The organism is Indolivaga capnocytophagoides, assembly GCF_036511535.1.
Taxonomy (GTDB): Bacteria; Bacteroidota; Bacteroidia; order Bacteroidales; family Dysgonomonadaceae; genus Dysgonomonas_A; species Dysgonomonas_A capnocytophagoides.
In genome coordinates this window covers 4,399,800-4,421,504 of record NZ_AP028867.1, presented here as the reverse complement: position 1 = coordinate 4,421,504, position 21,705 = coordinate 4,399,800, and the positions used below count along the sequence as shown (strand labels likewise).

Genomic DNA, 21,705 nt, shown 5'->3' with positions numbered 1-21,705 from the left:
TAAAAAAAACGTAGATATATATACAATAAGATCGAAATATGCCAAACGCACATTCCGATCTTATGTATGATCAAATATTATCGGCTTACAGCTTCAATTTGTCTGCAATATCTTTAGGCAATGCCTGTTTATTTACTACAAAGCTGATAGTTTTATACTTAACAAAAGTTTCCGATACATACCAGATGCCTTTATATTTTCCGGTTTCTCCCCACGAATTTTTCACCATATAATATTTCGCTCCGTTCTGGTCTTTTGCAATACCAAAAATCTGCATACCGTGGTCATCTGTTGTTTCCTGATTATCAAAACCTGCCTGACGCATATCCTGAGTAACAGCTATTTCTTTTACGGGGCCGGCTTCTATTTTCTTTCTCAACTCTGTTACTTTTTGAGTAGCTGAAAGTCCAAGCCAGTGAGCCTGATCCGATCCGATATTTTCAGGAGCATTATCATCGGGATATACACCAAGTCCGTTACGGGTAAAACCTGTTTCGCTTACATCTGATGCCCAAGCGATAGTGTATCCTTTTTCAATCGCATTATCCATTATTTTGATCATATCATCCATAGGTACATTGTATGACAAAGCCCAACGCCAGTTATCAGGAACTTCGACTGCAAATGGCGCATAAAACGGATGATGAGTAAATGATGAAATAGAAACATAATTATTACTATCTAAGCCTAGCTCTTTTGCCCAGCTCTGAGGAGTATAAGTTTTACCTTTATATGTAAATGACTGAGGCTTTTCACCCAGATAAGCGTCCAGAATCCCTTTGAAGCCGGTAAACCATGCAGTCGAATATCTTTTATTTCCGTTTTTATGAATCCCTTCAAGATATCCGGTAAGCCCATCAGCTAGTTCACCATGCTTATGACCGGTTTCACCATAATTCAGTCCAGGCATTGCTTCATTCGGAACAACTCCGTATTCGTTTATTGTTTCAATCACATCAGCAAAAGAGCCTCCCTGCGCAAAATTCAAATGACCGTCCAAACGGAGATACTTCTGAGCTTTATCTTCATAATTACGGCGGACAATATACATTTCGGATAAATCCTGTTCGCCTTTACCCATTTTAAGCAATTCAGATTCGAGAAAACCTACTCCCGAAAAACTCCAGCAAGTTCCGCTGCTACCCTGATTTTTGATTGACGTAATTGGGTTTTGTTTTACCACTGAGAATTGATAGCCTGTGCTATCTGTTTGAGCCCATGCAGAGAAAGTCATCAACAAGGCTACTGATGCAATAAATATCTTCTTCATACAATACCATTAAGGTCTCAGACCTTTTTATTAATTTACCAAGTATAAAAAAACAACGACCATCTATCACTCTGAGATCAATTATTAGTTTACACGTGTTTTTGCTTAATTGATGTAAAGTTATACAAAAAGTAACATACATGACATATTTACTTAATCGAAAGATACACTATTACATTTTTTAACTCTATTATGATAGAACACACAGAGGACTTCACCAATAAATACTAAAGCTTCCATATTGTAAATATCTTTACAAATAGCTGTAAATAAATTTTACAGACGGGAGTGTCCTTCAACAAACCAACACCCTACATATCAACTAATTAGTATTAATGGCATAATTTTAGCATAAGAATGAGAAAGCAGAAATAAAGAGTTAATGTTTTCTGAATAAATAAAGATATAAAACAGGCAACTTCATTTTTTTTCGACAAACAGTGTAACTAATTAAGCATATAATCAGTCGTATTATATAAACAGAATTTAAATAGAATAGAATATGAAAGCTTTAGGTGTAATTTTACTCGCAGTATTATCCGTAACTACATGTTACGCTTTTGGATTTGGAGAACGTGGTAACCGCAATATCAAAACAAAAGAAATCTCCATCAGTAATTATTCTGTAATAGAAGCCTTGGGGTCGGCAGATGTATATTATGAACAAAAGCCAAACCAAAAGCCTTATTTGCGTGTGGAGATTGACGAAAACCTTATGCAGTATGTAAAAGTGCAGGTACAGAATGGCATTTTGACTCTAGGTACAAAACCCAATACAAACATGAGTCCTACGCGCTTCAGAATATATACCAACTCTACATCATTGGTTAAAGCCGGCATAAAAGGATCCGGAGACTTGTATTTACAAGGAAAGATACAAGCCGATAAATTTGAAGTGTATGTAAAAGGATCAGGTGATGTATCTGCAAATAACCTGAACACAAAACATCTGACAACATGGATTCAAGGATCAGGTGATATCACACTGAAAGGACAAACCGATTACCTTTCGGCTACAATTACCGGAAGTGGAGACCTGAACACCATTTCGCTATCATCGAAAAATGCCGATTGCCTGATAAAAGGGTCGGGAGATTTATCGGTAAATGCAAGCGGACAACTTAACGCCGAAGTCAGAGGCAGTGGAGATATTACATACGCAGGCTCTCCCCGTCAATTAAATAAATCGGTACGTGGCTCGGGTTCAATCAGCAAGAAATAAAAAGAAGAGAAATGAAAAACATTCTATTATTGTTCATCTGTATTCTTACCATAACTTCATGTCAGGTTGGGGGATCAACTTTTCAAAATTCATCCCAGACTATCAAAGGCAATAGTTATATAGTTTCGCAAGAATATTCAATCGGAGATTACTCCAGAATCAAAGTTGAGAATCAAGCAGATATCATTTACGAGCAAAAACCGCTTAGTCGCCCGTACTTAATCGTAGAAACCGACGAGAATCTGCTGCCTTATATTTCAGTCTCGGTGAAAGACGGTGTATTAATACTGCGTTCTACCGAAAATCTGAAAACAAAGCATTGCAAAGTTTATACAAACTCCAGGTCATTAGCAGGAGTACAGGTTTCGGGGGTAAGTAATATTGAATTAAGAAATCCGCTCGATTCTAAGAATTTAGCAATCAATTTTTCAGGAGTAGGAAGTATAAAAGCTTATGACCTTAAATGTGACAATCTGAACGCGAACCTGTCCGGTGTAGCTAATTTTACTTTTGGTGGTACAGTCCGTAACTCGGTATTAAACGTAAGCGGTAAAGGAGATATTTACGCATATGAACTAAACGCAGCCAATACCGACTGCAATGTATCAGGCATCGGAAAAATAGAAACCTATACAACCGATTACCTCAAAGCCAAAATGAGCGGAGTCGGCAATGTCAGATACAAAGGAGCTCCAAAACACACAGAAATATCGAAAAGCGGAGTCGGCAGTATTAAACCATACTAATCCGCAGTGTTAGTAAATTATATTAAATTGTTGCAACGGGTGTATTTCATTGTTTATCTTTGTTCTTCTAAGTAACAAAAAGGTCTCAGACCTTAAAATACAATCATGGAAGAATTATTGGAACAACTAAATACATCCCAACGCAATGCTGTCGAGTACAACGACGGTCCCTCACTGGTTATAGCCGGAGCCGGTTCCGGAAAAACCCGTGTGCTGACTTATAAGATCGCTTACCTGCTAAAATTGGATCTTCCTCCTCAGAATATTCTGGCTTTGACCTTCACCAACAAGGCGGCTCGTGAGATGAAAGCCCGTGTAGGTCTGCTTATGGGCGAAAATATTGCCCGGCGTTTGTGGATGGGAACATTCCACTCCATATTTTCTCGCATATTAAGAACCGAAGCGGAAAAGCTCGGCTTCACGTCCAATTTTACGATATTCGACTCGGCTGATTCGAGAAACCTGATCAAGACAATCATCAAAGAGCTTCAGCTTGACGATAAAGTATATAAGCCGGCACGTATCCAGTCTATGATATCGAATGCTAAAAACGCACTTGTATCACCCATAGCTTATGCTCAAAGCCGAGAAATGCTCGAATATGACATGAAAGCCAAAGTTCCTCAGGTTAAAGACATCTATAAAATATACAGTACTCGTTTGTCTGCGGCTAACACTATGGACTTCGATGATTTATTGTATCATACCAACCGTTTATTCAGGGATCATCCCGATGTTCTGGCTGCTTACCAGAACAGGTTTCAGTATATATTGGTAGATGAGTATCAGGATACCAATTTCGCCCAGTATTTGGTTGTAAAACAACTAGCCGATTCTCATCATCGTGTTTGTGTAGTAGGAGATGATGCCCAAAGTATCTACTCATTCCGTGGAGCAAATATCGACAATATCCTTAATTTCAAGAGCAATTATCCCGAAGCCCGTATCTTCAAGCTGGAACAAAACTACCGTTCGACCCAGAATATTGTAAATGCAGCAAACAGCCTCATCAAACAAAACAAGGGACAGATACAAAAGAATGTATTTTCAAAAAATGCGGTTGGTGAGAAAATCGAAGTTTCGAGTGCTTTTTCAGACTTCGAAGAAGGGATTATAGTTGCCAATAAGATACAGGATATCCGACGGATAGAAAATGCTTCTTACAGTGATTTTGTCATTTTGTACAGAACAAATGCCCAATCTCGTGTCTTTGAAGAATCATTACGTAAAAAGAATATTCCGTACCGTATTTATGGAGGATTATCTTTCTATCAGCGGAAGGAGATTAAAGACGTGATTGCCTATTTCCGTATGGTGGTAAATCCGAAAGACGAAGAAGCATTCAAACGAATCATCAATTATCCTACACGCGGAATAGGAGCCACTACGGTGGGTAAGATTACAGATACCGCTCAACTGCACAATGTGAGTCTTTGGGAAGTAATCCAAGACCCTCTGAAATACAATTTGAATGTAAACTCTGGTACAGCCAAAAAATTAGGCGATTTTCAGCAGCTGCTTTCCGGATTTATTCACGAGTTACCTGTAGCCAGCGCATACGACATAGCCACCAAGATAGTAAAAGAAAGTGGCATTGCCAGAGAAGCTTATCAGGATCAGACACCCGAAGGAATGAGCAGGCAGGAAAACCTTCAGGAATTGTTAGGTGGAATACATGAGTTTTGCGAAACCCGTATCGAAGAAGGTGAAACCCGTATAGGGCTTATCGACTTTTTATCGGAAGTCTCACTTTTAAGCGATCAGGATACCGACAAGGAAGAAGATCAGGAGAAAGTTACAATGATGACTATTCACGCATCTAAAGGTCTGGAATTTAAGAATGTGTTTATCGTAGGGCTAGAAGAAGATTTATTTCCGTCATCTATGACTAAATCCGAACCTAGAGGTTTAGAAGAAGAACGGCGGTTGTTCTATGTGGCCATCACCCGAGCCGAACAGTTTTGCATGTTGACCTATGCCAAAAGCCGTTTCAGAAACGGACAGACAAATCCATGCCACCCCAGCCGATTTTTGAAAGACATAGACAGTGAATACATTAAAGCCAATGCCGGAGTACTGGATGGCATACAAACTCAATATTCGCAAGGTGGATTCTGGGATAACGTCAGAAAAAACAGAGAAGAAAAAGAAGAACTGCAGGAAGTCAAAAGAAGAGAGTCTCCTATTTTTGAGAAAAAGGAAACTCCAATTCAATCAGCATATTCTAATCGTCCGAACTTTGTAAATGCAAAGACAGCTCAACCCAAAACGCCGGTCAGCAACGATGTATACGGTGTGCAAACCGGAGCTATAATCAAACACGAACGCTTTGGTATTGGAAAAGTGGTTGCTTTGGATGGAGATGCTTCGAGCCGCAAAGCTACTGTTGAATTCGAGAATGCAGGCACAAAGCAACTTCTGCTAAAGTTTGCCCGTTTTGAGGTTATCGGTTAACTTGTCTTCAATATGTGAAACCAACAGAAAACAATAATGATCTGTTCTTAGCATTGTACTTCGATGAGCTATAATCTTTGAATAGTCCGTATTGGTACTCTGCGCCCAAATGAATCATTTTGAAAAAGCTAAAACCTGCTCCGAAACTAAGTCCGCCGGTTACATTCTTCGTATACCACTTATCAGGAAGTCCGCTTCCTTTAATATAGTCATCTCCGGATAATCGAAAACTGGCATACGGTCCGGCCAAAGCATAAGCACCCCAGAAGTTGGAAAAAGAATAGCTATATTTCAGATTAACAGGAATATCTACATAAGAGTTACTAACCTTAACCGAAGTATTCTCAAGCCCCCGTTTCGCAAAAATCATACCGACAACCAACGAAAACTGACTGTTTACTTTCCCTATTTCAGCAATAGGCCCTGCATGATAGCCGGTATAGCTGTCGAAATTAGTCGCCCCCTTCGACGTAGAGACATTGGATAGGCTATATCCACCTTTTGCTCCTAACTTTACGCTTAACTGAGCCGATAATGAATACGTAATAATAAAAAACAGAACCAGAAGGCTTAATACTTTTTTCATACCTTTATTTATTTTTGGACACAGACAAAAATAACAGAATCCCTTTATGGATAAAGGCTATCAGGCATTCTTTCGTCTTCTAAAATCGATGAAATGGAGATTCTGATCGGTCAGTTTATATGATTTCAATGATCTTGATGCAGCATGATTCGATGAATGGATACATAATCTATTTAAATCTAAGGTGGAGATAAAAAAAGGATGGATCATTTCTGATCCATCCTTACATATTGATTTATTATCTATTAAGCCTCTCCCCCAAATTCCATCAGATAAGCCTTGATAAACTCATCGATATCTCCGTCCATTACAGCGTTTACATTTGATGTCTGGTAATTGGTACGGTGGTCTTTAACTCTTCGGTCGTCAAAAACATAACTGCGGATTTGCGATCCCCATTCTATTTTTTTCTTACCAGCCTCAACCTCCGATTGCATGCGGCTGCGTCTTTCCAACTCAAGCTCATACAATTGAGATTTCAGCAATCGGATTGCATTATCCTTATTTCCGAATTGAGAACGGCTTTCGGTATTTTCAATCACAATTTCCTTTTCTTCTCCGGTTTCTTCATCTTTATACTTGTAGTGAAGACGAACTCCGGTTTCAACCTTATTGACATTCTGTCCTCCCGCTCCACTCGAACGGAAAGTATCCCAGGTAATGTCTCCCATGTTTACTTCTATCTCTATTGTATCGTCTACCAAAGGCACAACAAACACAGAAGCAAAAGAAGTCATACGTTTACCCTGTGCATTATATGGAGAAACACGTACCAAACGGTGAACCCCGTTTTCGGATTTAAGATAACCGTAAGCAAAGTCACCTTCGACCTGCATAGTTGCTGTCTTAATTCCGGCTTCGTCTCCATCCTGCCAATTCGTAATGGTGACTTTATATCCTCTGGATTCGCACCAACGTTGATACATACGCACGAGCATTGAAGCCCAATCCTGTCCTTCGGTTCCTCCGGCTCCACTGTTTACTTTCAAAACAGCTCCGAGTTTATCTTCTTCACGGCGAAGCATATTCTTCAGCTCCAGATTTTCGAGCAAAGCAATTGCTTTATTGTACGCCTCATCGATTTCCTCTTCCGAAGTAATTCCTTCTTTAAGAAAGTCATAAGCCAGCTGCAGTTCTTCTACTCCGGCTTTTACTTCGTTATACCCATTAACCCAACCTTTTAGCTCTCTGATTATTTTCATTTGAGCTTCGGCCGCTTTATTATCTGTCCAGAAATCCGGATCTTGTGTTCTTATTTCCTCTTCTTCGAGTTGAATTATCTTTGCATCAATGTCAAAGATACCCCCTCAGCGCTGACTCGCGCTCCAACACTTCTTTGAGTTGGTCTGCTGTAATCATATTGTGATTCAGTTTAAGTTTATAATATAGAAATAGCGTGCAAAGGTAGTCATTTTTTTGCACACTATTTAATACTTTAAGGTCTCAGACCTATTTATTCAATTACAGCAGTCGTTTATCGTGATTTGGCAAAGCTCAGGTAAACTTGATGCTCTAAACGTTGCTTTGGTAAGTAAACAGCCAAAGTCTGTTATAAACTAAAAATATATCATTAAATACTTGCTATTACTAATAATATACCTGACTGACTTTTCAGAATCTATATCCTAAAGAAAATGACCAGTTACGATTTTTCCATGAAGGGTCTCCCCCATCGTATTTTCCGGACATTGTATTATATAAACCCATCTCATAACCGATTAATAACATGTATTGTTTATATTCGAGACCAACCCCACCTAAAAGCCCAGAATCGAATGCTCGCATACCGGAATCGTCAAAACCTTTGCTCGTAATAGTAACATCAGGTGTAGTCGGAGGAGTTCCACACCAACTATGTGCTGTATATTTTTCTCTGGCATAAACACCATAAGCCAGATATGCACCTGCACTAACTGTCATATTTATATTTTCTGTTGCCGCAATTCTATACCCCAAGCTTAAAGGTAATTGCAGATAATTCAGATGATAATATCTTTTTTGATATCCTGTTGTACCATCTGATGCTATATTGTTCCATGCATCTTTATACTTCGCCCCTTTAGATGTAAAATCAAGACCTGTACGAAAAAATATACTTTCACTGAAATTATAATCAGCAATAATACCCGCATTATATCCTAATCGGGAATTAGCATCAGAGAAATCTCCTCCGGCAGAAGAAATATTAAGTCCGGCCTTAACACCAAGACTCCATCCGTTTTGCGATTGTAAATAAAAAGCGGTTGAAACTAAAACAAATAAAAGAATTGTTAAGATTTTTCTTTTCATAGTATGTGTGTTTGTTTAATTTTAATAAAAAAGTGATATACATACTAGATGCATATCACTTTATAAACGTTGCTTATACTTATAATATTATTTTAACTTATCCGCTAAACTTGCCGGAAGATAAAATGTATCATTCTTATCTATATATACAGTTACGGAACCCAGATCAAACTCTTTTCCATTGAGATACGCTACAGATTTGAATGCAGGAACGATTAATGTATTCTTCCCTTGTTTGACTGTTAACACAGGAAAATCCGTAGTCTTATCAATCGAATATTGCTTTCCGGCAAAGACTTCGTTATGCTTGGCAAATAACTTCGTTGTCAGATCCGGTAAAGAAGTTTGTAATCCCAATACATCAAACAAGTAATTATTTATCTGAGTATTTGTATTCATACCATAAGGCATATCTCCTTGAGGATGATAAGCTGCCAGAAAAACTTCTTCTCCGGTATGTCCTCCGGTTGTAAAACCAAAGTAAGTACGACTGTTCATTATATCCACAATAGTATGCCCCATATTCTTACTCACAGCTTTTTTCATGTAATCGGCCTCTTTATAATTTTTCGAACTCTGCAATTCGGCCAATTCTTCATCGGTAAGGTCTATATCGGTATATTTTTTGAATACTTCTTTTATCTTTTCAGGCTTTTCATTGATCAATATTTTCTCCAAACCCTCACCTGTACGCTTGTATTTCGAAACATTAGCAAAAAGCTGATCGAAAGTTGCTTTATCATAACTTTTCAGATCTCTACGCCCGATAGTAAAACCACTATTCCCGTGATCGGGCAAAATAATTACCGCTGTTTCCCCGTCTTTCTTGGCAAAGTCAATGGCAGCAGCAACAGCCTTGTCAAAAGCCAGATATTCTGTTATGCAGCCTACAGCATCATTGCCGTGTGCGACCCAATCGACTTTACTACCTTCAACCATAAGGAAAAAGCCTTTGTCATTTTTGGATAATTGAGCTATGGCTTTTTCGGTCATTTCTTTCAGTGAAGGTATCTGAGTACTATCCCTGTCTATATCATAAGGTAGCTCTCTGTCCTGAAATAAAGCCCATACTTTATTATCCCCTTTAAAATTACGGAATGTATTAATATCATTCTGAATAAGGGTAGTATTGGTCTTTGTAAAGTGCTGCTTAATATCATCGGTAAGAATTGAGTTTCCCCCTCCGAACATGACATCCAGATTTTGATACGCCATCTGTGATGCAATGTATTTATATTCTCCACGCTTATGATAATGAGCAGAACAATCGGCAGGTGTAGCATGCGGAAATTCGACAGTAACAACTAATCCTACTGACTTTTGTTGTTCTACCTTTGCTGCTTCCAAAATGGTTGTGAGAGGTTGATAAGCTTTTGACGGATCTACATATACCAGATCATTCTTTGGATCGGCAACAGGATATATAGACACGTTACCCGTTTGCTGGGGCATACCCGTCATATAAGCCGAGGTTGTAGGAGCAGAGTCTCCAATAGGTGCATTAGACGAAAAAGTCTTAACAGTACCACAGATATATGGGTCTACGCTCAAATTTTGACCACCCAGTTTATTGTATATCTGATACCAACGGGCAGCCGATACAACTCCGATAGATGTACCGTCGGGTATCATTACTATCACATTTTTGACCGGACGTACCGGACGATGGTACTGCTGTGCCCCAATGGAACAACAAATCAAGACAAGGCTGAGGATGAATGTTATTTTTTTCATATATATCATAATATCGTTTTATCAAGCTTTTCAATTATTATTCCGGCTGCTTTTTCCGATGCTCCGGGAGCTCCGAGAATAGAAATTATCCGATCATAATTTTCCAGCATATTACTTCTGTATTCCAAATCATTAAGCAGTAAATCGACTTCGTTCTGAATATTCTTTTGAGTAAAAAACTTCGCAAAAAGCTCTTTTACCACTTCTTCTCCAGCAATCAGGTTTACAAGTGAGATATACGGTGTATGCAATATATTTTTAAAAACCCAGTAAACAAGCCTTGGAACCGGTGTTTTGTAGCACACCACCTGAGGTGTTCTTAACAGAGCTGTTTCTAATGTGGCAGTACCGGAAGTCACTAAAGCCACCTCGGCATAAGTAAGCAATCGGTAAGTTTGTCCGAAAACAATTTTACAGTCATGAGTACCGATGTATTCCTTGTAATATCCGGCATCAATACCGGGAGCCCCCGCAATTACAGGTTGATAAGCCGGAAAAGCGGATACTGCTTCAAGCATTGCCGGAAGATTATCTTTAATCTCTTGCTTACGGCTACCTGCCAACAATGCTATTATAGGTTTAGATTCTAAAGAGTTACTTTCGAGAAACAACTCCGAGGTATCATCTATTGATGAATTTCGATAATGAGCTACTGCATCTACTGTGGGATTACCCACATAATCGACCTTATAATTATGCTTTTTAAAAAAATCGACTTCGAAAGGGAGAATGCAAAGCATTTCATCCACATATTTTTTGAACGATTTTACTCTGTATTCTTTCCATGCCCAGACTTTAGGGGAAATATAATAGTGAACTGGAATGGAAGTCTTAGTTTTTACAAACTTGGCTATCTTAATATTAAATCCGGGGTAATCGATCAGAATTACCACATCAGGCTGATATTCAACAATGGCTTCCTGACAAATTTTCATGTTGCGGAGGATTGTACCCAGATTGAGCAATACAGGTATAAATCCCATAAATGCCAATTCGCGGTAATGCTTAAGCATTATACCTCCTTGCGCAAGCATAAGATCACCTCCAAAAAATCTGAAATCGGCATGAGGATCTTTAGACTTTAGAGCTGACATCAGATTAGATGCGTGCAAATCGCCCGAAGCCTCTCCTGCAACTAAAAAATATTTCATATATCGAATATGTTTAGACTAACTCTTCCAGTGATAGCATTTGAGATAAACTGTCGTGATCCGTCATATCCACTTTAATAGGAACAATAGAGGCATATCCATTTGCTAAAGCCCATTCGTCTGTTGCTTCATCATTTGGTTCGTCATTATCAAAACGTCCTGTCAGCCAAAACACCTGTTTGTTAGCTCCATCCTCGGAACGCTTAAATTCTTCGACCCATTGTCCGGCAGCCTGACGGCAGACTTTCACTCCTTTCAGTTCATCTTTGGCATTAGGAATATTCACATTCAGACAAACGCCGGAAGGCAAACCTGTTTTTAATATCTTCTGACTCAAAGCCCTCGTTATAGAATAAGTATGACTGAAATCGGCATTGTAATCATGATCGAGCAGCGAGAATCCGATGGATGGAACCTTAAATAAGGCCCCTTCTATAGCCGCCCCCATCGTTCCCGAATACAACACACATACCGAAGCATTCGAACCATGATTAATACCCGAAACCAATAAATCGGGCTTACGACCAATAATTTCGCTGATGCCCAACTTTACGCAATCTACGGGAGTACCCGAACAGGCATATACCGTAACGTCTTTCTGTTCATCCTTTTTTAGCAGATGGCATCTGATCGGGAGTATAGATGTGATTGCGCTCGACATCCCCGAACGAGGTCCATCGGGTGCAACAACAACAATTTCGCCTAATCCTATGAGCGATTCTACTAGAGAGTTAATACCTTTGGCTTGATAGCCGTCATCATTGGTTACTAATATCAAGGGTTTATTTACTGACATATTTTTTATAAGTAATAGTAAGTATTTAATGCTGCATTTTAAAGTAATAGCAGGCTATTGCTGTTCTACAATAAATAGGTCTGTGACCTTAAATTCTTTATTCTGTAAAATGAGAAGTGCAAAGATACTGAAAATATCTCCCTTATAAAAGTTCTATATATCTCTGTTAGAGTTGAAATATTAAGATCTAGTGAAAAAAGAGAAACAAACAGATTATATTTCAAAAGCAGACTTCTTGGGAAGGATCATTTCAAATCCTCTTACAAGCTGTTTTTTTACTATATCGAAATTTTGAATATTAACATTATCGTTCAAACAGATCATATCAAGATTTCCGCCTGTTATACAATCAACAATATATTGAATATCCTTATCCGTAATATCCATTGAGATTGTATTCCGTCTGGTATCTGCTGGATGAAAATCACCCTTAGCCAGCTGCCAATAACGAAAAAGCCACTGATTCACATCTTCATTCGAACGAAATCGAGAAAGACAAGTCTTTTCCAGAATGTCGGGTTCGGCAGCCCAAACTTCTTCGAATGTCGATTTCAAATAAGCATTCGGAAGATGTGGATCTATAAAGCCCGAAAAGTCTCGCCAAGGAGCGAGCAGTATATTATTGATTACACCAATACCATAACGAATATTGAACCACTTCAGAAAATTCGTTCTCATTTGCCTGCGCTTATTGAAATGTTTATCTATAACATCCAGATCATTGATTGCCATATGAATAATCCCTCCATCTGATGGCTTAGCTGTCATTACCCCTAAATCGCAAGGCAGTCCTTTTCTGAAAAATCGTCTAACAGGAATCGGCCTAAGCACAAATATATCATCATTAAAATAGATAAACCGATCCGATAATCCTTTGATCCGATGCAAATTCAATTCGATAGTATTAGCACTGAAAGTGGGCAGATAACAAGACGGGATAAAATCGCGATGCTTTACCCAATTCAGTTTAGGATTAGACAGACCAATCCATTCGGGAAGATGTCCACAGGTTATAAAATGAATCTTTCCGACCCATGGCATAAACTGCTCGATCCCTCTGAACCAATACCGCATCAACTCCCAGTCCCGATAACGTATCGGATGACAATCTCCATTCGTATTGGTAGAAACGTATTCCTTAAATTGAGTTTGCCATAAAGAATCCGAAGAATCGACCCATGGAATCACTATGTCTATTTTATCGTTTGCCATCAAATCATGTTTTCTGGTATAAATATAAACAGAATAGTTTTATCGGAAAATTTTTACCTTTGACCAAAACAAATCTTAGTAACTGTTTACCGGATGAAAATTCTTTTGTTAGGAGAATGCAGCAACTTACATTGGACGCTGGCACAAGGTCTGCGCCGGCTCGGACACGATGTAACCGTAGCTTCGGACGGCAGCAGGTGGATGGATAACAAAAGGGATATAGACCTGAGCCGCAGAGGATATAATATTACAGACAGTTTCAGATATGCGTGGACAATATATAACAATCTGGATAAATTAAAAGGATACGATATCGTACAGATCAAAAATCCATTATTTATAGATATGCGTGCCGAAAGTAATTTATGGTTATATAAATACCTGAAACGTAAGAACGGCAAAGTTTTTTTAGGGGCGTTTGGTACTGATCATTTTTGGATAAAAGCTTGTTTAGACAAAAAAGTTTTTCGATATTCCGATTACTTTATAGGTACAACGGCTACAAATATACAGATGGCCGGAATGCTGGCTGAAGAATGGAAAAGAAAAGAAAAAATATATCTAAATCAATATATTGCGGAAACATGCGATGGAATTATATCATGCTTGTATGAATATTATGAATCATACCGTCCTTTTTATTCTGAAAAATTATCCTATATACCTATCCCTATAGACACTGCATCACTAACATTCAAACAAAAAGGGACGAAAGATGACAAAGTTCGTTTCTTTATCGGTATCCAATCAGACAGAGACCAATTGAAAGGCACCGATGTCTTATTGAAAAGTGCTAAACTTATTGAGAAGAAGTATTCGGATAAAGTAGAAATTAACAAAGCAGAGAATATTCCAAACACCGAATATCTAAAGCTTATGGCTCAATCGGATGTATTGTTGGATCAGATATATTCGTACACGCCGGGAATGAACGCTTTAACAGCTATGGCTCAGGGATTGATTGCTGTTAGCGGTGCAGAACCTGAGATGTACTCACTTCTGGGGGAAGAGGAACTTAAACCAATTGTAAATATACTTCCTGATGAAACAGATATTTTTCAAAAACTCGAAAATATTGTTCGGAAAAGGGAGGAACTTCCTATATTATCCAATATGAGCCGTAAATTTGTAGAGAAATACCATAATACAGATATTGTAGCGCAACGTTATATAGATTTTTGGACAAAAAGATAAATTTCTATTATTTTGTAAACAATGGCACAGCATAACAAACTAGGCAAGCAAGGAGAAGACCTTGCATCCGATTTCCTTTCCGATAATGGGTACACTATTATCGAACGTAATTGGATAGGGGAAAGGCACGAGATTGACATTGTGGCATCGTGTGAGGATTTTCTTCTTTTTGTCGAAGTGAAGACCCGTTCTTCGGAACGTTGGGGAAATCCCGAAACTGCTGTTTCGGATGCCAAGATCAAGCGAATGGTAGCTGCTGCCGATCATTACCTCAAAACCAAAGAAACAAACCTGCAAATAAGATTTGATGTTATATCAATCATTTTCAACAAAAAGCAAACAGAGATTATTCACATCGAGGATGCGTTTTTTCCTCCGTTAAACGGATAAAATTATGGATATAGAAGAAGTTCGGGAGTTTTGCCTGTCGGTAAAAGGAGCGGAGGAGTGCTTTCCTTTTGATGATACGGTATTAGTATTTAAAGTGATGGATAAAATGTTCGCTTTTATGGCTCTTGATCGCAAAGAGCGGGGATTTATGATAAACCTGAAGTGCGACCCCGAATATGCCATAGAATTGAGAGAACACCATGAATGTGTAATACCCGGATACCATAGTAATAAGAAATACTGGAACTCGGTCTATATTGAAGAAGTAAAAAAAGACACTGACCTGAAAGGCTGGATATTGCACTCGGTTGATGAAGTAATAAAGAAACTTCCAAAAAAGAAACAAACAGAATACAACGATCTCAGAAACGAATAACAGATGTTCGAATCACCCATCATATATATAGAAGAACTGGATTCGACTAGTTCCTATTTAAGAAATATAGGTACCGATACCCTATCCGACGGAACGACCGTTTACACAGGATTCCAAACAGCAGGGAGAGGCCAGCGAGGCAATTCCTGGGAGTCTGAAAAAGGAGAAAATCTGACATTCAGTACGGTGCTTTTCCCTAAAAACATTAAACCGGAGGATCAGTTTTTAATCTCCCAGATCACATCATTGGCTATAAGAGATGTGTTAAGCGAATATACTGACCATATTACAATAAAATGGCCTAACGACATCTATTGGAAAGATAAAAAAATTACAGGAATGCTTATCGAAAATGACATTATGGGTTATAATATCACTCAATCCATTTTAGGCATCGGAATCAATATCAACCAAACCAAGTTTAAAAGCAATGCCCCTAATCCGGTTTCATTGAAACAAATAACCGGTATCAATTACGATATAGCTGCCATACTCAAAAAAATCTTACAAAACCTGTATGATTATTATACCGGGCTAAACACCCCGATCAATAGAGAAGAAATCAAAACTCGATATAAAAAATCCCTCTACCGAAGAGAGGGATTCTATAATTTTGCTGATAAAGACGGTACTTTCTCTGCCTGTATAGCCGATATCGAAGAAACAGGGATCCTTGTACTGAAAACAAAATGGGGTGACATCCGAAAATATGGATTCAAAGAAATCAAATACCTATTCGATTAACCCTGATAAAAAAATTCGAACTCAAACGCTATACTGTCATATATCTCACGGAGAAAATCATCTTCGGAATCTTTGTACTTAGACAGATTTCTCATTATCTCTTCGGCAATAGCAGCCGATTGTTTGCCTGCATTTTTAGCAAAAAGCAAAGCTGCATTTCTCAGGGACACCTGTGGAGACACTACATCATCCCAAAGATATACGAAAGCACTTATATCTATATTTTGAGTCAATTGTTTTGTCAATATCCGCCGGACATATAACCAATATCCGGTTGTACGAACTTCATAATCATTGTCAACAACCCATTCCGATGCCAATTGATCAGCATATGTCAAAGATTGGAAAAGGTTAATACAAACCTGTTCTCTTATCTCCTGATTAGGAATTTGCCTTACCCACTCACAAGCAGACTCTTTAGTGCAAGCATCGTGAGGACAAAGCATCGTAGCCAGAATTTTTAATTCACGGGTTCCATCCTGCCATAGCAACTCTGACAATTGCAGATCAGACTCATAACGAGCGGCAATCTCTTTTATTTTCTTTATATCAACTCCAAAATTGAGTTTATAATTTAATCCATGACTTCTCATACTTGCCGAAGCAATGCCATTCATCGCCATACGGCATCGACGACGTATATCGCGGATAATATCTTCGTGTTGCATTTCTTTTTAATATAGGCCTACGAACTTAACAACTGTTTTCTATTACATCTTCGCTTACCAAGGTAATAAGAAGGTCCGAGACCTTTAAATCTCGTAATCAACGGCAATACGACCCGACACCACTTCTCTCACAAAAGGAAGAACCGCCTGATGCAGAGGGTGATTTTGATAAAAATCCAATGCTTCTTTCGATGCTACTTCTGAATACAAAGCAACATCGTAATTTGCCGGAGAATCAAGAAAATTGATCCCGACCTCTACCTTTACCAGTCCTTCTATCTTTCCGTTCAGATCTTCGAGTTTTTCTTTAATCAATTGGGCATTAGCAGCCTTGTCATTACCATTAGCCTCGTCTTTGAGTTTCCAAAAAACAATATGTTTTACCATGATACTTTAATTTTAAATGAATCTATCACAAATATAATGAAAAAGAGCTATAGGGCGGTCCTTCCGACTCGGATATAGCAACTTTTATAAACCAAAATACACATAGTCAAGTATATTATATATATTTTTGTAAAATAAAAGTAAGTAATAGTAAGAATTTAATATCGTGTTTCAAAGTTATAACGCCCTATTGTTCTTATCTTGAATAGACAAATAAAAAGGTCTGAGACCTTAACAGTTAGTATTTATGAGATTATTATTATTAAGTAATTCAACCAACCCCGGAGAATCATATCTGGGATATCCTAAACAAACCATCAAGTCATTTTTAGGTGATAAACCTTTAAATATAGTATTCGTGCCTTATGCTGCTGTAACATTCTCTTACGATGAATATGCAGCCAAAGTAAACGGAAGCCTGAACGAAGTAGGCTTAACAGTTAAAGGCATACACACATTCGATAATCCGCAAGATGCCATCCGCAATGCAGATGCCATCATGGTAGGCGGAGGAAATACATGGAAATTGACTCGTACTTTACAGGATAACGGACTGATAGATCTAATCCGTGAAAAAGTACAAAAGGGGACACCTTACATAGGATGGAGTGCCGGCTCAAATGTTGCCTGTCCTACCCTGCGCACCACTAACGATATGCCGATAATAGCTCCTTTAAGTTTTGAAACGTTCAATCTCGTACCGTTTCAGATAAATCCTCATTATCTTGATGACAATCCTTCCAATCACGGGGGAGAAACCAGAGAGATGAGAATAGCTGAGTTTATTATACAAAACCCTGATATTTATGTAGTAGGATTACGAGAATCAACAATACTGCATTTCGAAGACGGCAAATTATCTCTGATAGGAGAACGTTCTGCCCGCATTTTCAAACATGGAACAGAAACTGTGGAGCTGACCTCTAAAGACGACTTTAACTTTTTATTAAAAAGCTGATAAACCAATCCGACTACGATATATGGAAATCCTGAAAAGAAAAGTAAATATACCAACCCCTGTTTTATTTGTATTTGCAATAATACTGATAGCTTATTTTGCCCCACGCGAATCGAAGGTCAGTTATGACGAAAGCGAAGGCAAACCATGGCGGTATGGTTTAGTTACTGCCCCTTTCGATTTCCCTATCTATAAACCTGAGGCTCAGCTAGAACACGAACGGGATAGTATCATGCGTGAATATGTAGGATATTATTCTCAGGATAAAAAAAGGGCCGAACAATCGATCTCTATATTTACAAACGATGCGAAGGCTGCTAACGTTGGTACTGAATATATATCGTACGTACAACGAAAAATGAGTGAGATATATTCAACCGGACTTATTTCCGCTACGGAATATGAAAAGATAGAAAACAGCAGTCTAAAGCAGCTATATCTGGTTAGTAATGACAATATCGCCGACCTCAGAGCGATAAATTCATTCTATACATCGAAGCTTGCTTACGAAAAGCTGATCAACGATGCACCTTCAACATTGAGTGTTCAGACACTGCAATCGCTCAATCTCAACAACTATCTGTTTGACAACATCATACAAGACACTGAACTTTCGAAGAAAGCCAAGGACGAACTAATGATGAGAATACCTTTTGCAGAAGGGAATGTCCTGGCGGGACAAAAAATCATCGACCGAGGAGAGATTGTTACGGCTAAAACCGTACACATGCTCAACTCTTTGCAAAAAATGACCGAAGAAAAAGAAGGTTCAGGCACACGCCGCAACTGGATGATTCTGGGTGATATCATTCTTATTTCGGCTCTTATCATGGCATTCATGACCTATCTGCGTTTTTTCAGGATACGGGAATACCTCGACCGGAGAAATGTGCTGTTTATGCTACTCATGATTGTCTTATTCTGTATACTCACGAGTCTGTTTCTTAAGGCAGGCATAAATGTATACGTCATACCTTTTGCTATAGCAACAATCATGGTGCGTACCTTTATAGACTCTCGTACAGCCATGATCACTCACCTTGTCACCTCACTCATAAGTTCGCTGATGGTTCCTTTTCCGCACGAATTTCTGATGTTGCAAGTACCTATCGGATTTGTCTGTATTTTCAGTCTGAAAGACTTGTCTGAAAGATCTCAGCTGATCAAAGCATCATTCTTTATACTTCTGGCATATGCTTCTCTTTATGTAGGAGTTACACTTGCCCTAAAAGGAGATTTCAAGCAAATAGATCCGTTGATGTTTTTATATTTCGGCATCAACTTTATGTTTGTTATGTTCGCATACTTACTGGTATACATGTGCGAAAAAGCTTTCGGATTTATATCAGGTGTGAGTATGATAGAACTATCGAACATCAATAAACCGCTTCTGCAAAAGCTATCGGAAGTAGCTCCGGGAACCTTCCAACATTCGATGCAGGTATCTAACTTAGCGGCAGCGGTAGCATCGCGTATCGGAGCTAATGCTCAACTTGTCAGAACAGGAGCTCTGTATCACGATATTGGTAAGATGACAAATCCTGCATATTTTACCGAAAACCAGATTCCGGGAATGAACCCGCATACTGCATTAGGATATAAAGAAAGTGCTCAAATTATTATAGGACATGTTGCGGAGGGAATTAAAATTGCCAAGAAGTATAATTTACCTCAACAAATTATCGACTTTATTGCAACACACCACGGAACCGGAAAAGTTAAATATTTCTATAATTCATATCGAAACGAACATCCCGATGAAGACGTAGACGAAGCTGACTTTTCGTATCCCGGGCCTAATCCTTTCAGCAAAGAAACAGCCATCCTGATGATGGCTGACACAATAGAAGCCGCATCACGCAGTCTTCCCGAATATACAGAAGAATCTATCTCAAATCTGGTAGAAAGGCTGATAGACTCTCAATTGGCTGATAAACTATTGAGAAATGCCCCGATAACCTTTTCTGATATAGAGGTGGCCAAATCAATCTTTAAAGACAAGCTGATGACTATATACCACTCCCGTGTGGCTTACCCCGAGCTATCAAAAGAAGCAAAGGAACATGATAAAGAGGTGGAAACTAAGTGATCTTAGTCGATTCCTTCCCACAAATTATCATGCACGTGAAGTCTCTTTCGTAGAATGTAGAGTTCCTTCTCCATATTCTCCATCTTCTTCAGCAGGTTATGAATAATATCTATACCCTCGACATTAACCGAGAGATCATAGTATAGGTTAGCAAACCGATCGAGCTCAGCAAGCTGCGATTCGTACAGATACATCTGTCCGTCTGCTACCTGAACATCTATCAGCCCTTCATTTATCAGCAAACTGACGAAAGAAGACTCTATTCTTGAGTTTTTGCAATATTCTTCTATTATAATTAGTCCTGTTTCCATAGTTATGATTTTTTAGATTCTGCCAACTTCCGAAAGAATGATTTCTGCTCATCGGTCAGATCGGTCGGTATCTGTATCGAATAAGTTATATATAAATCACCGAAGTGTCCGTCCTGTTTATAAACAGGAAAACCTTTTCCCTTCAGGCGAACTTTGGTTCCATTCTGAGTTTCGGGTTTTACTTTTAATTTTACTTTTCCCGAAATCGTATCTATGGTTGTTTCACCACCCAAAACAGCAGTATATAAGTCGAGTGAAGCAGTATGATACAGATCATCGCCTACCCTGTTAAAATCAGGATCATTTTCTATAACGAATGTGATATACAAATCGCCGTCGGGGCCTCCGTTAGTACCTTTTCCGCCTTGCTTAGGCAGCTTGATGACTTGCCCGTCTGCAATTCCGGCAGGAACGGTTATCCGTATGTTTTTTCCGTTTACGGTGAGTGTCTGTTTATGGGTTTGAGCAGCATCCCTCAACGACAGATGTAATTCTGCCTTAAAGTCTTGCCCTTTAAATCCACGGCTGCTTCCGGTTCTGCTCCCTCCTCTGTTTCCAAAAAGAGATTCGAAGAAATCAGAAAATTCACCATCCTCACCCGAAAAACTGTAACTGTACCCACTACCGCCATCTCCAAAACCGGAGAATCCTCCTTGCTGCGATTGTTGTTGACGGGCTTTTTCATATTCTTCGGCATGTTTCCAGTTTTCGCCGTATTCGTCGTATTTCTTTCTTTTTTCAGGATCACTCAGCACTTCATTTGCTTCATTTATCTGCTGAAACTTTTGATGTGCTTCGTCATTATTGGGATTTACATCCGGATGATATTTACGAGCCAATTTCCGGTAAGCCTTCTTTATATCATCCGCAGTAGCTGTTTTCGACAGCCCGAGTACGCTATAATAATCAATAAAAGCCATATAATTAATGTTTTTCTATTTAACGTTTATAATTTCAGTTTGTTTAAAGTCTCAGTCTGTTTGCTGATTATTCCGATACTAGATTAAGGTCTCTGACCGATTTTACGTTCCATTACTTAATCGTGTTCATCGCAGGGACATATTGTCGCCTATTTGTTGTTTTTATTTATTTCGGGCGTATGCAATACACCCCTGCGAAAGCGGAACA

At 38.7% G+C, this 21,705-nt stretch carries 21 protein-coding genes; 9 read left to right on the top strand and 12 right to left on the bottom strand.

What is annotated here, in order from left to right; genetic code table 11:
- Positions 1-85: 85 nt before the first annotated feature.
- Complete coding sequence (locus AABJ51_RS17875; protein WP_338373678.1) at positions 86-1,270, bottom strand: C1 family peptidase; 1,185 nt, start codon at positions 1,268-1,270, stop codon at positions 86-88.
- 502 nt (positions 1,271-1,772) lie between these two features.
- On the opposite strand from AABJ51_RS17875, the gene AABJ51_RS17870 reads away from it, so the two are divergent.
- From AABJ51_RS17870 to AABJ51_RS17860, 3 genes are all read left to right on the top strand, one after another.
- Positions 1,773-2,492: a head GIN domain-containing protein gene (locus AABJ51_RS17870; protein WP_134437198.1), complete on the top strand. Its 720-nt coding sequence runs from the start codon at positions 1,773-1,775 to the stop codon at positions 2,490-2,492.
- An 11-nt stretch (positions 2,493-2,503) separates the two neighbouring features.
- Positions 2,504-3,238 (top strand): head GIN domain-containing protein, encoded by a 735-nt coding sequence (locus tag AABJ51_RS17865; RefSeq protein ID WP_338373676.1) that lies wholly within the window; start codon positions 2,504-2,506, stop codon positions 3,236-3,238.
- Between the two features lie 105 nt (positions 3,239-3,343).
- Positions 3,344-5,692 (top strand): ATP-dependent helicase, encoded by a 2,349-nt coding sequence (locus tag AABJ51_RS17860; RefSeq protein ID WP_338373675.1) that lies wholly within the window; start codon positions 3,344-3,346, stop codon positions 5,690-5,692.
- A gap of 7 nt (positions 5,693-5,699) precedes the next feature.
- On the opposite strand, the gene AABJ51_RS17855 is transcribed toward AABJ51_RS17860, so the two are convergent.
- The 7 genes from AABJ51_RS17855 to AABJ51_RS17825 all read right to left on the bottom strand — a co-directional run bounded on the left by AABJ51_RS17855 (position 5,700) and on the right by AABJ51_RS17825 (position 13,460).
- Positions 5,700-6,278, bottom strand: a complete 579-nt coding sequence (locus tag AABJ51_RS17855; RefSeq protein WP_338373674.1) for a porin family protein — start codon at positions 6,276-6,278, stop codon at positions 5,700-5,702.
- Between the two features lie 245 nt (positions 6,279-6,523).
- Positions 6,524-7,637 (bottom strand): peptide chain release factor 2 gene (gene prfB / locus AABJ51_RS17850; RefSeq protein ID WP_134437195.1). Its coding sequence is split into 2 segments (ribosomal slippage): positions 6,524-7,573 and positions 7,575-7,637, totalling 1,113 coding nucleotides; the frame shifts between segments, so codons are not numbered across the junction.
- Between the two features lie 252 nt (positions 7,638-7,889).
- A complete protein-coding gene (locus AABJ51_RS17845; RefSeq protein WP_338373672.1) occupies positions 7,890-8,567 on the bottom strand; it encodes a porin family protein in 678 nt (225 codons plus the stop codon).
- Between the two features lie 87 nt (positions 8,568-8,654).
- Positions 8,655-10,301, bottom strand: a complete 1,647-nt coding sequence (locus AABJ51_RS17840) for an alkaline phosphatase (protein WP_338373671.1) — start codon at positions 10,299-10,301, stop codon at positions 8,655-8,657.
- A gap of 5 nt (positions 10,302-10,306) precedes the next feature.
- Positions 10,307-11,452, bottom strand: coding sequence for a lipid-A-disaccharide synthase (lpxB, locus tag AABJ51_RS17835; RefSeq protein WP_338373669.1), 1,146 nt, complete (start codon positions 11,450-11,452; stop codon positions 10,307-10,309).
- Between the two features lie 13 nt (positions 11,453-11,465).
- Positions 11,466-12,248 carry a 5'/3'-nucleotidase SurE gene (surE, locus tag AABJ51_RS17830; RefSeq protein WP_338373668.1) on the bottom strand — a complete coding sequence of 261 codons (783 nt, stop codon included), beginning with the start codon at positions 12,246-12,248 and terminating at the stop codon, positions 11,466-11,468.
- A 213-nt stretch (positions 12,249-12,461) separates the two neighbouring features.
- Complete coding sequence (locus AABJ51_RS17825) at positions 12,462-13,460, bottom strand: stealth family protein (RefSeq protein WP_338373667.1); 999 nt, start codon at positions 13,458-13,460, stop codon at positions 12,462-12,464.
- 93 nt (positions 13,461-13,553) lie between these two features.
- On the opposite strand from AABJ51_RS17825, the gene AABJ51_RS17820 reads away from it, so the two are divergent.
- From AABJ51_RS17820 to AABJ51_RS17805, 4 genes are read left to right on the top strand one after another with little or no spacing between them, the layout of a single operon-like run.
- Complete coding sequence (locus AABJ51_RS17820; protein ID WP_338373666.1) at positions 13,554-14,654, top strand: glycosyltransferase family protein; 1,101 nt, start codon at positions 13,554-13,556, stop codon at positions 14,652-14,654.
- A 21-nt stretch (positions 14,655-14,675) separates the two neighbouring features.
- Entirely contained in the window at positions 14,676-15,044 is a 369-nt protein-coding gene (locus AABJ51_RS17815; RefSeq protein ID WP_338373665.1) for a YraN family protein, read from the top strand.
- Positions 15,045-15,048: 4 nt separating this feature from the next.
- Positions 15,049-15,420, top strand: a complete 372-nt coding sequence (locus AABJ51_RS17810; protein ID WP_134437189.1) for an MmcQ/YjbR family DNA-binding protein — start codon at positions 15,049-15,051, stop codon at positions 15,418-15,420.
- Positions 15,421-15,423: 3 nt separating this feature from the next.
- Entirely contained in the window at positions 15,424-16,164 is a 741-nt protein-coding gene (locus AABJ51_RS17805; RefSeq protein ID WP_026625530.1) for a biotin--[acetyl-CoA-carboxylase] ligase, read from the top strand.
- Here the strand turns inward: AABJ51_RS17805 and AABJ51_RS17800 are convergent.
- Together AABJ51_RS17800 and AABJ51_RS17795 are read right to left on the bottom strand one after the other, a co-directional pair.
- Entirely contained in the window at positions 16,161-16,832 is a 672-nt protein-coding gene (locus tag AABJ51_RS17800; RefSeq protein ID WP_026625531.1) for a DNA alkylation repair protein, read from the bottom strand. The two genes, AABJ51_RS17805 and AABJ51_RS17800, sit on opposite strands and share 4 nt — an antisense overlap.
- Positions 16,833-16,916: 84 nt before the next feature.
- A complete protein-coding gene (locus tag AABJ51_RS17795) occupies positions 16,917-17,219 on the bottom strand; it encodes a Dabb family protein (RefSeq protein WP_134437188.1) in 303 nt (100 codons plus the stop codon).
- Positions 17,220-17,466: 247 nt separating this feature from the next.
- Between AABJ51_RS17795 and pepE the strand changes: the two genes are divergently transcribed.
- Together pepE and AABJ51_RS17785 are read left to right on the top strand one after the other, a co-directional pair.
- Positions 17,467-18,177 (top strand): dipeptidase PepE, encoded by a 711-nt coding sequence (gene pepE, locus AABJ51_RS17790; protein WP_338373663.1) that lies wholly within the window; start codon positions 17,467-17,469, stop codon positions 18,175-18,177.
- Positions 18,178-18,199: 22 nt separating this feature from the next.
- On the top strand, positions 18,200-20,266 hold the full coding sequence (locus tag AABJ51_RS17785) for an HD family phosphohydrolase (protein ID WP_035331155.1): 2,067 nt from the start codon (positions 18,200-18,202) through the stop codon (positions 20,264-20,266).
- 2 nt (positions 20,267-20,268) lie between these two features.
- On the opposite strand, the gene AABJ51_RS17780 is transcribed toward AABJ51_RS17785, so the two are convergent.
- Positions 20,269-20,577 carry a chaperone modulator CbpM gene (locus AABJ51_RS17780; protein WP_338373660.1) on the bottom strand — a complete coding sequence of 103 codons (309 nt, stop codon included), beginning with the start codon at positions 20,575-20,577 and terminating at the stop codon, positions 20,269-20,271.
- 2 nt (positions 20,578-20,579) lie between these two features.
- Complete coding sequence (locus AABJ51_RS17775) at positions 20,580-21,497, bottom strand: DnaJ C-terminal domain-containing protein (protein ID WP_026625536.1); 918 nt, start codon at positions 21,495-21,497, stop codon at positions 20,580-20,582.
- Positions 21,498-21,705: the final 208 nt, after the last annotated feature.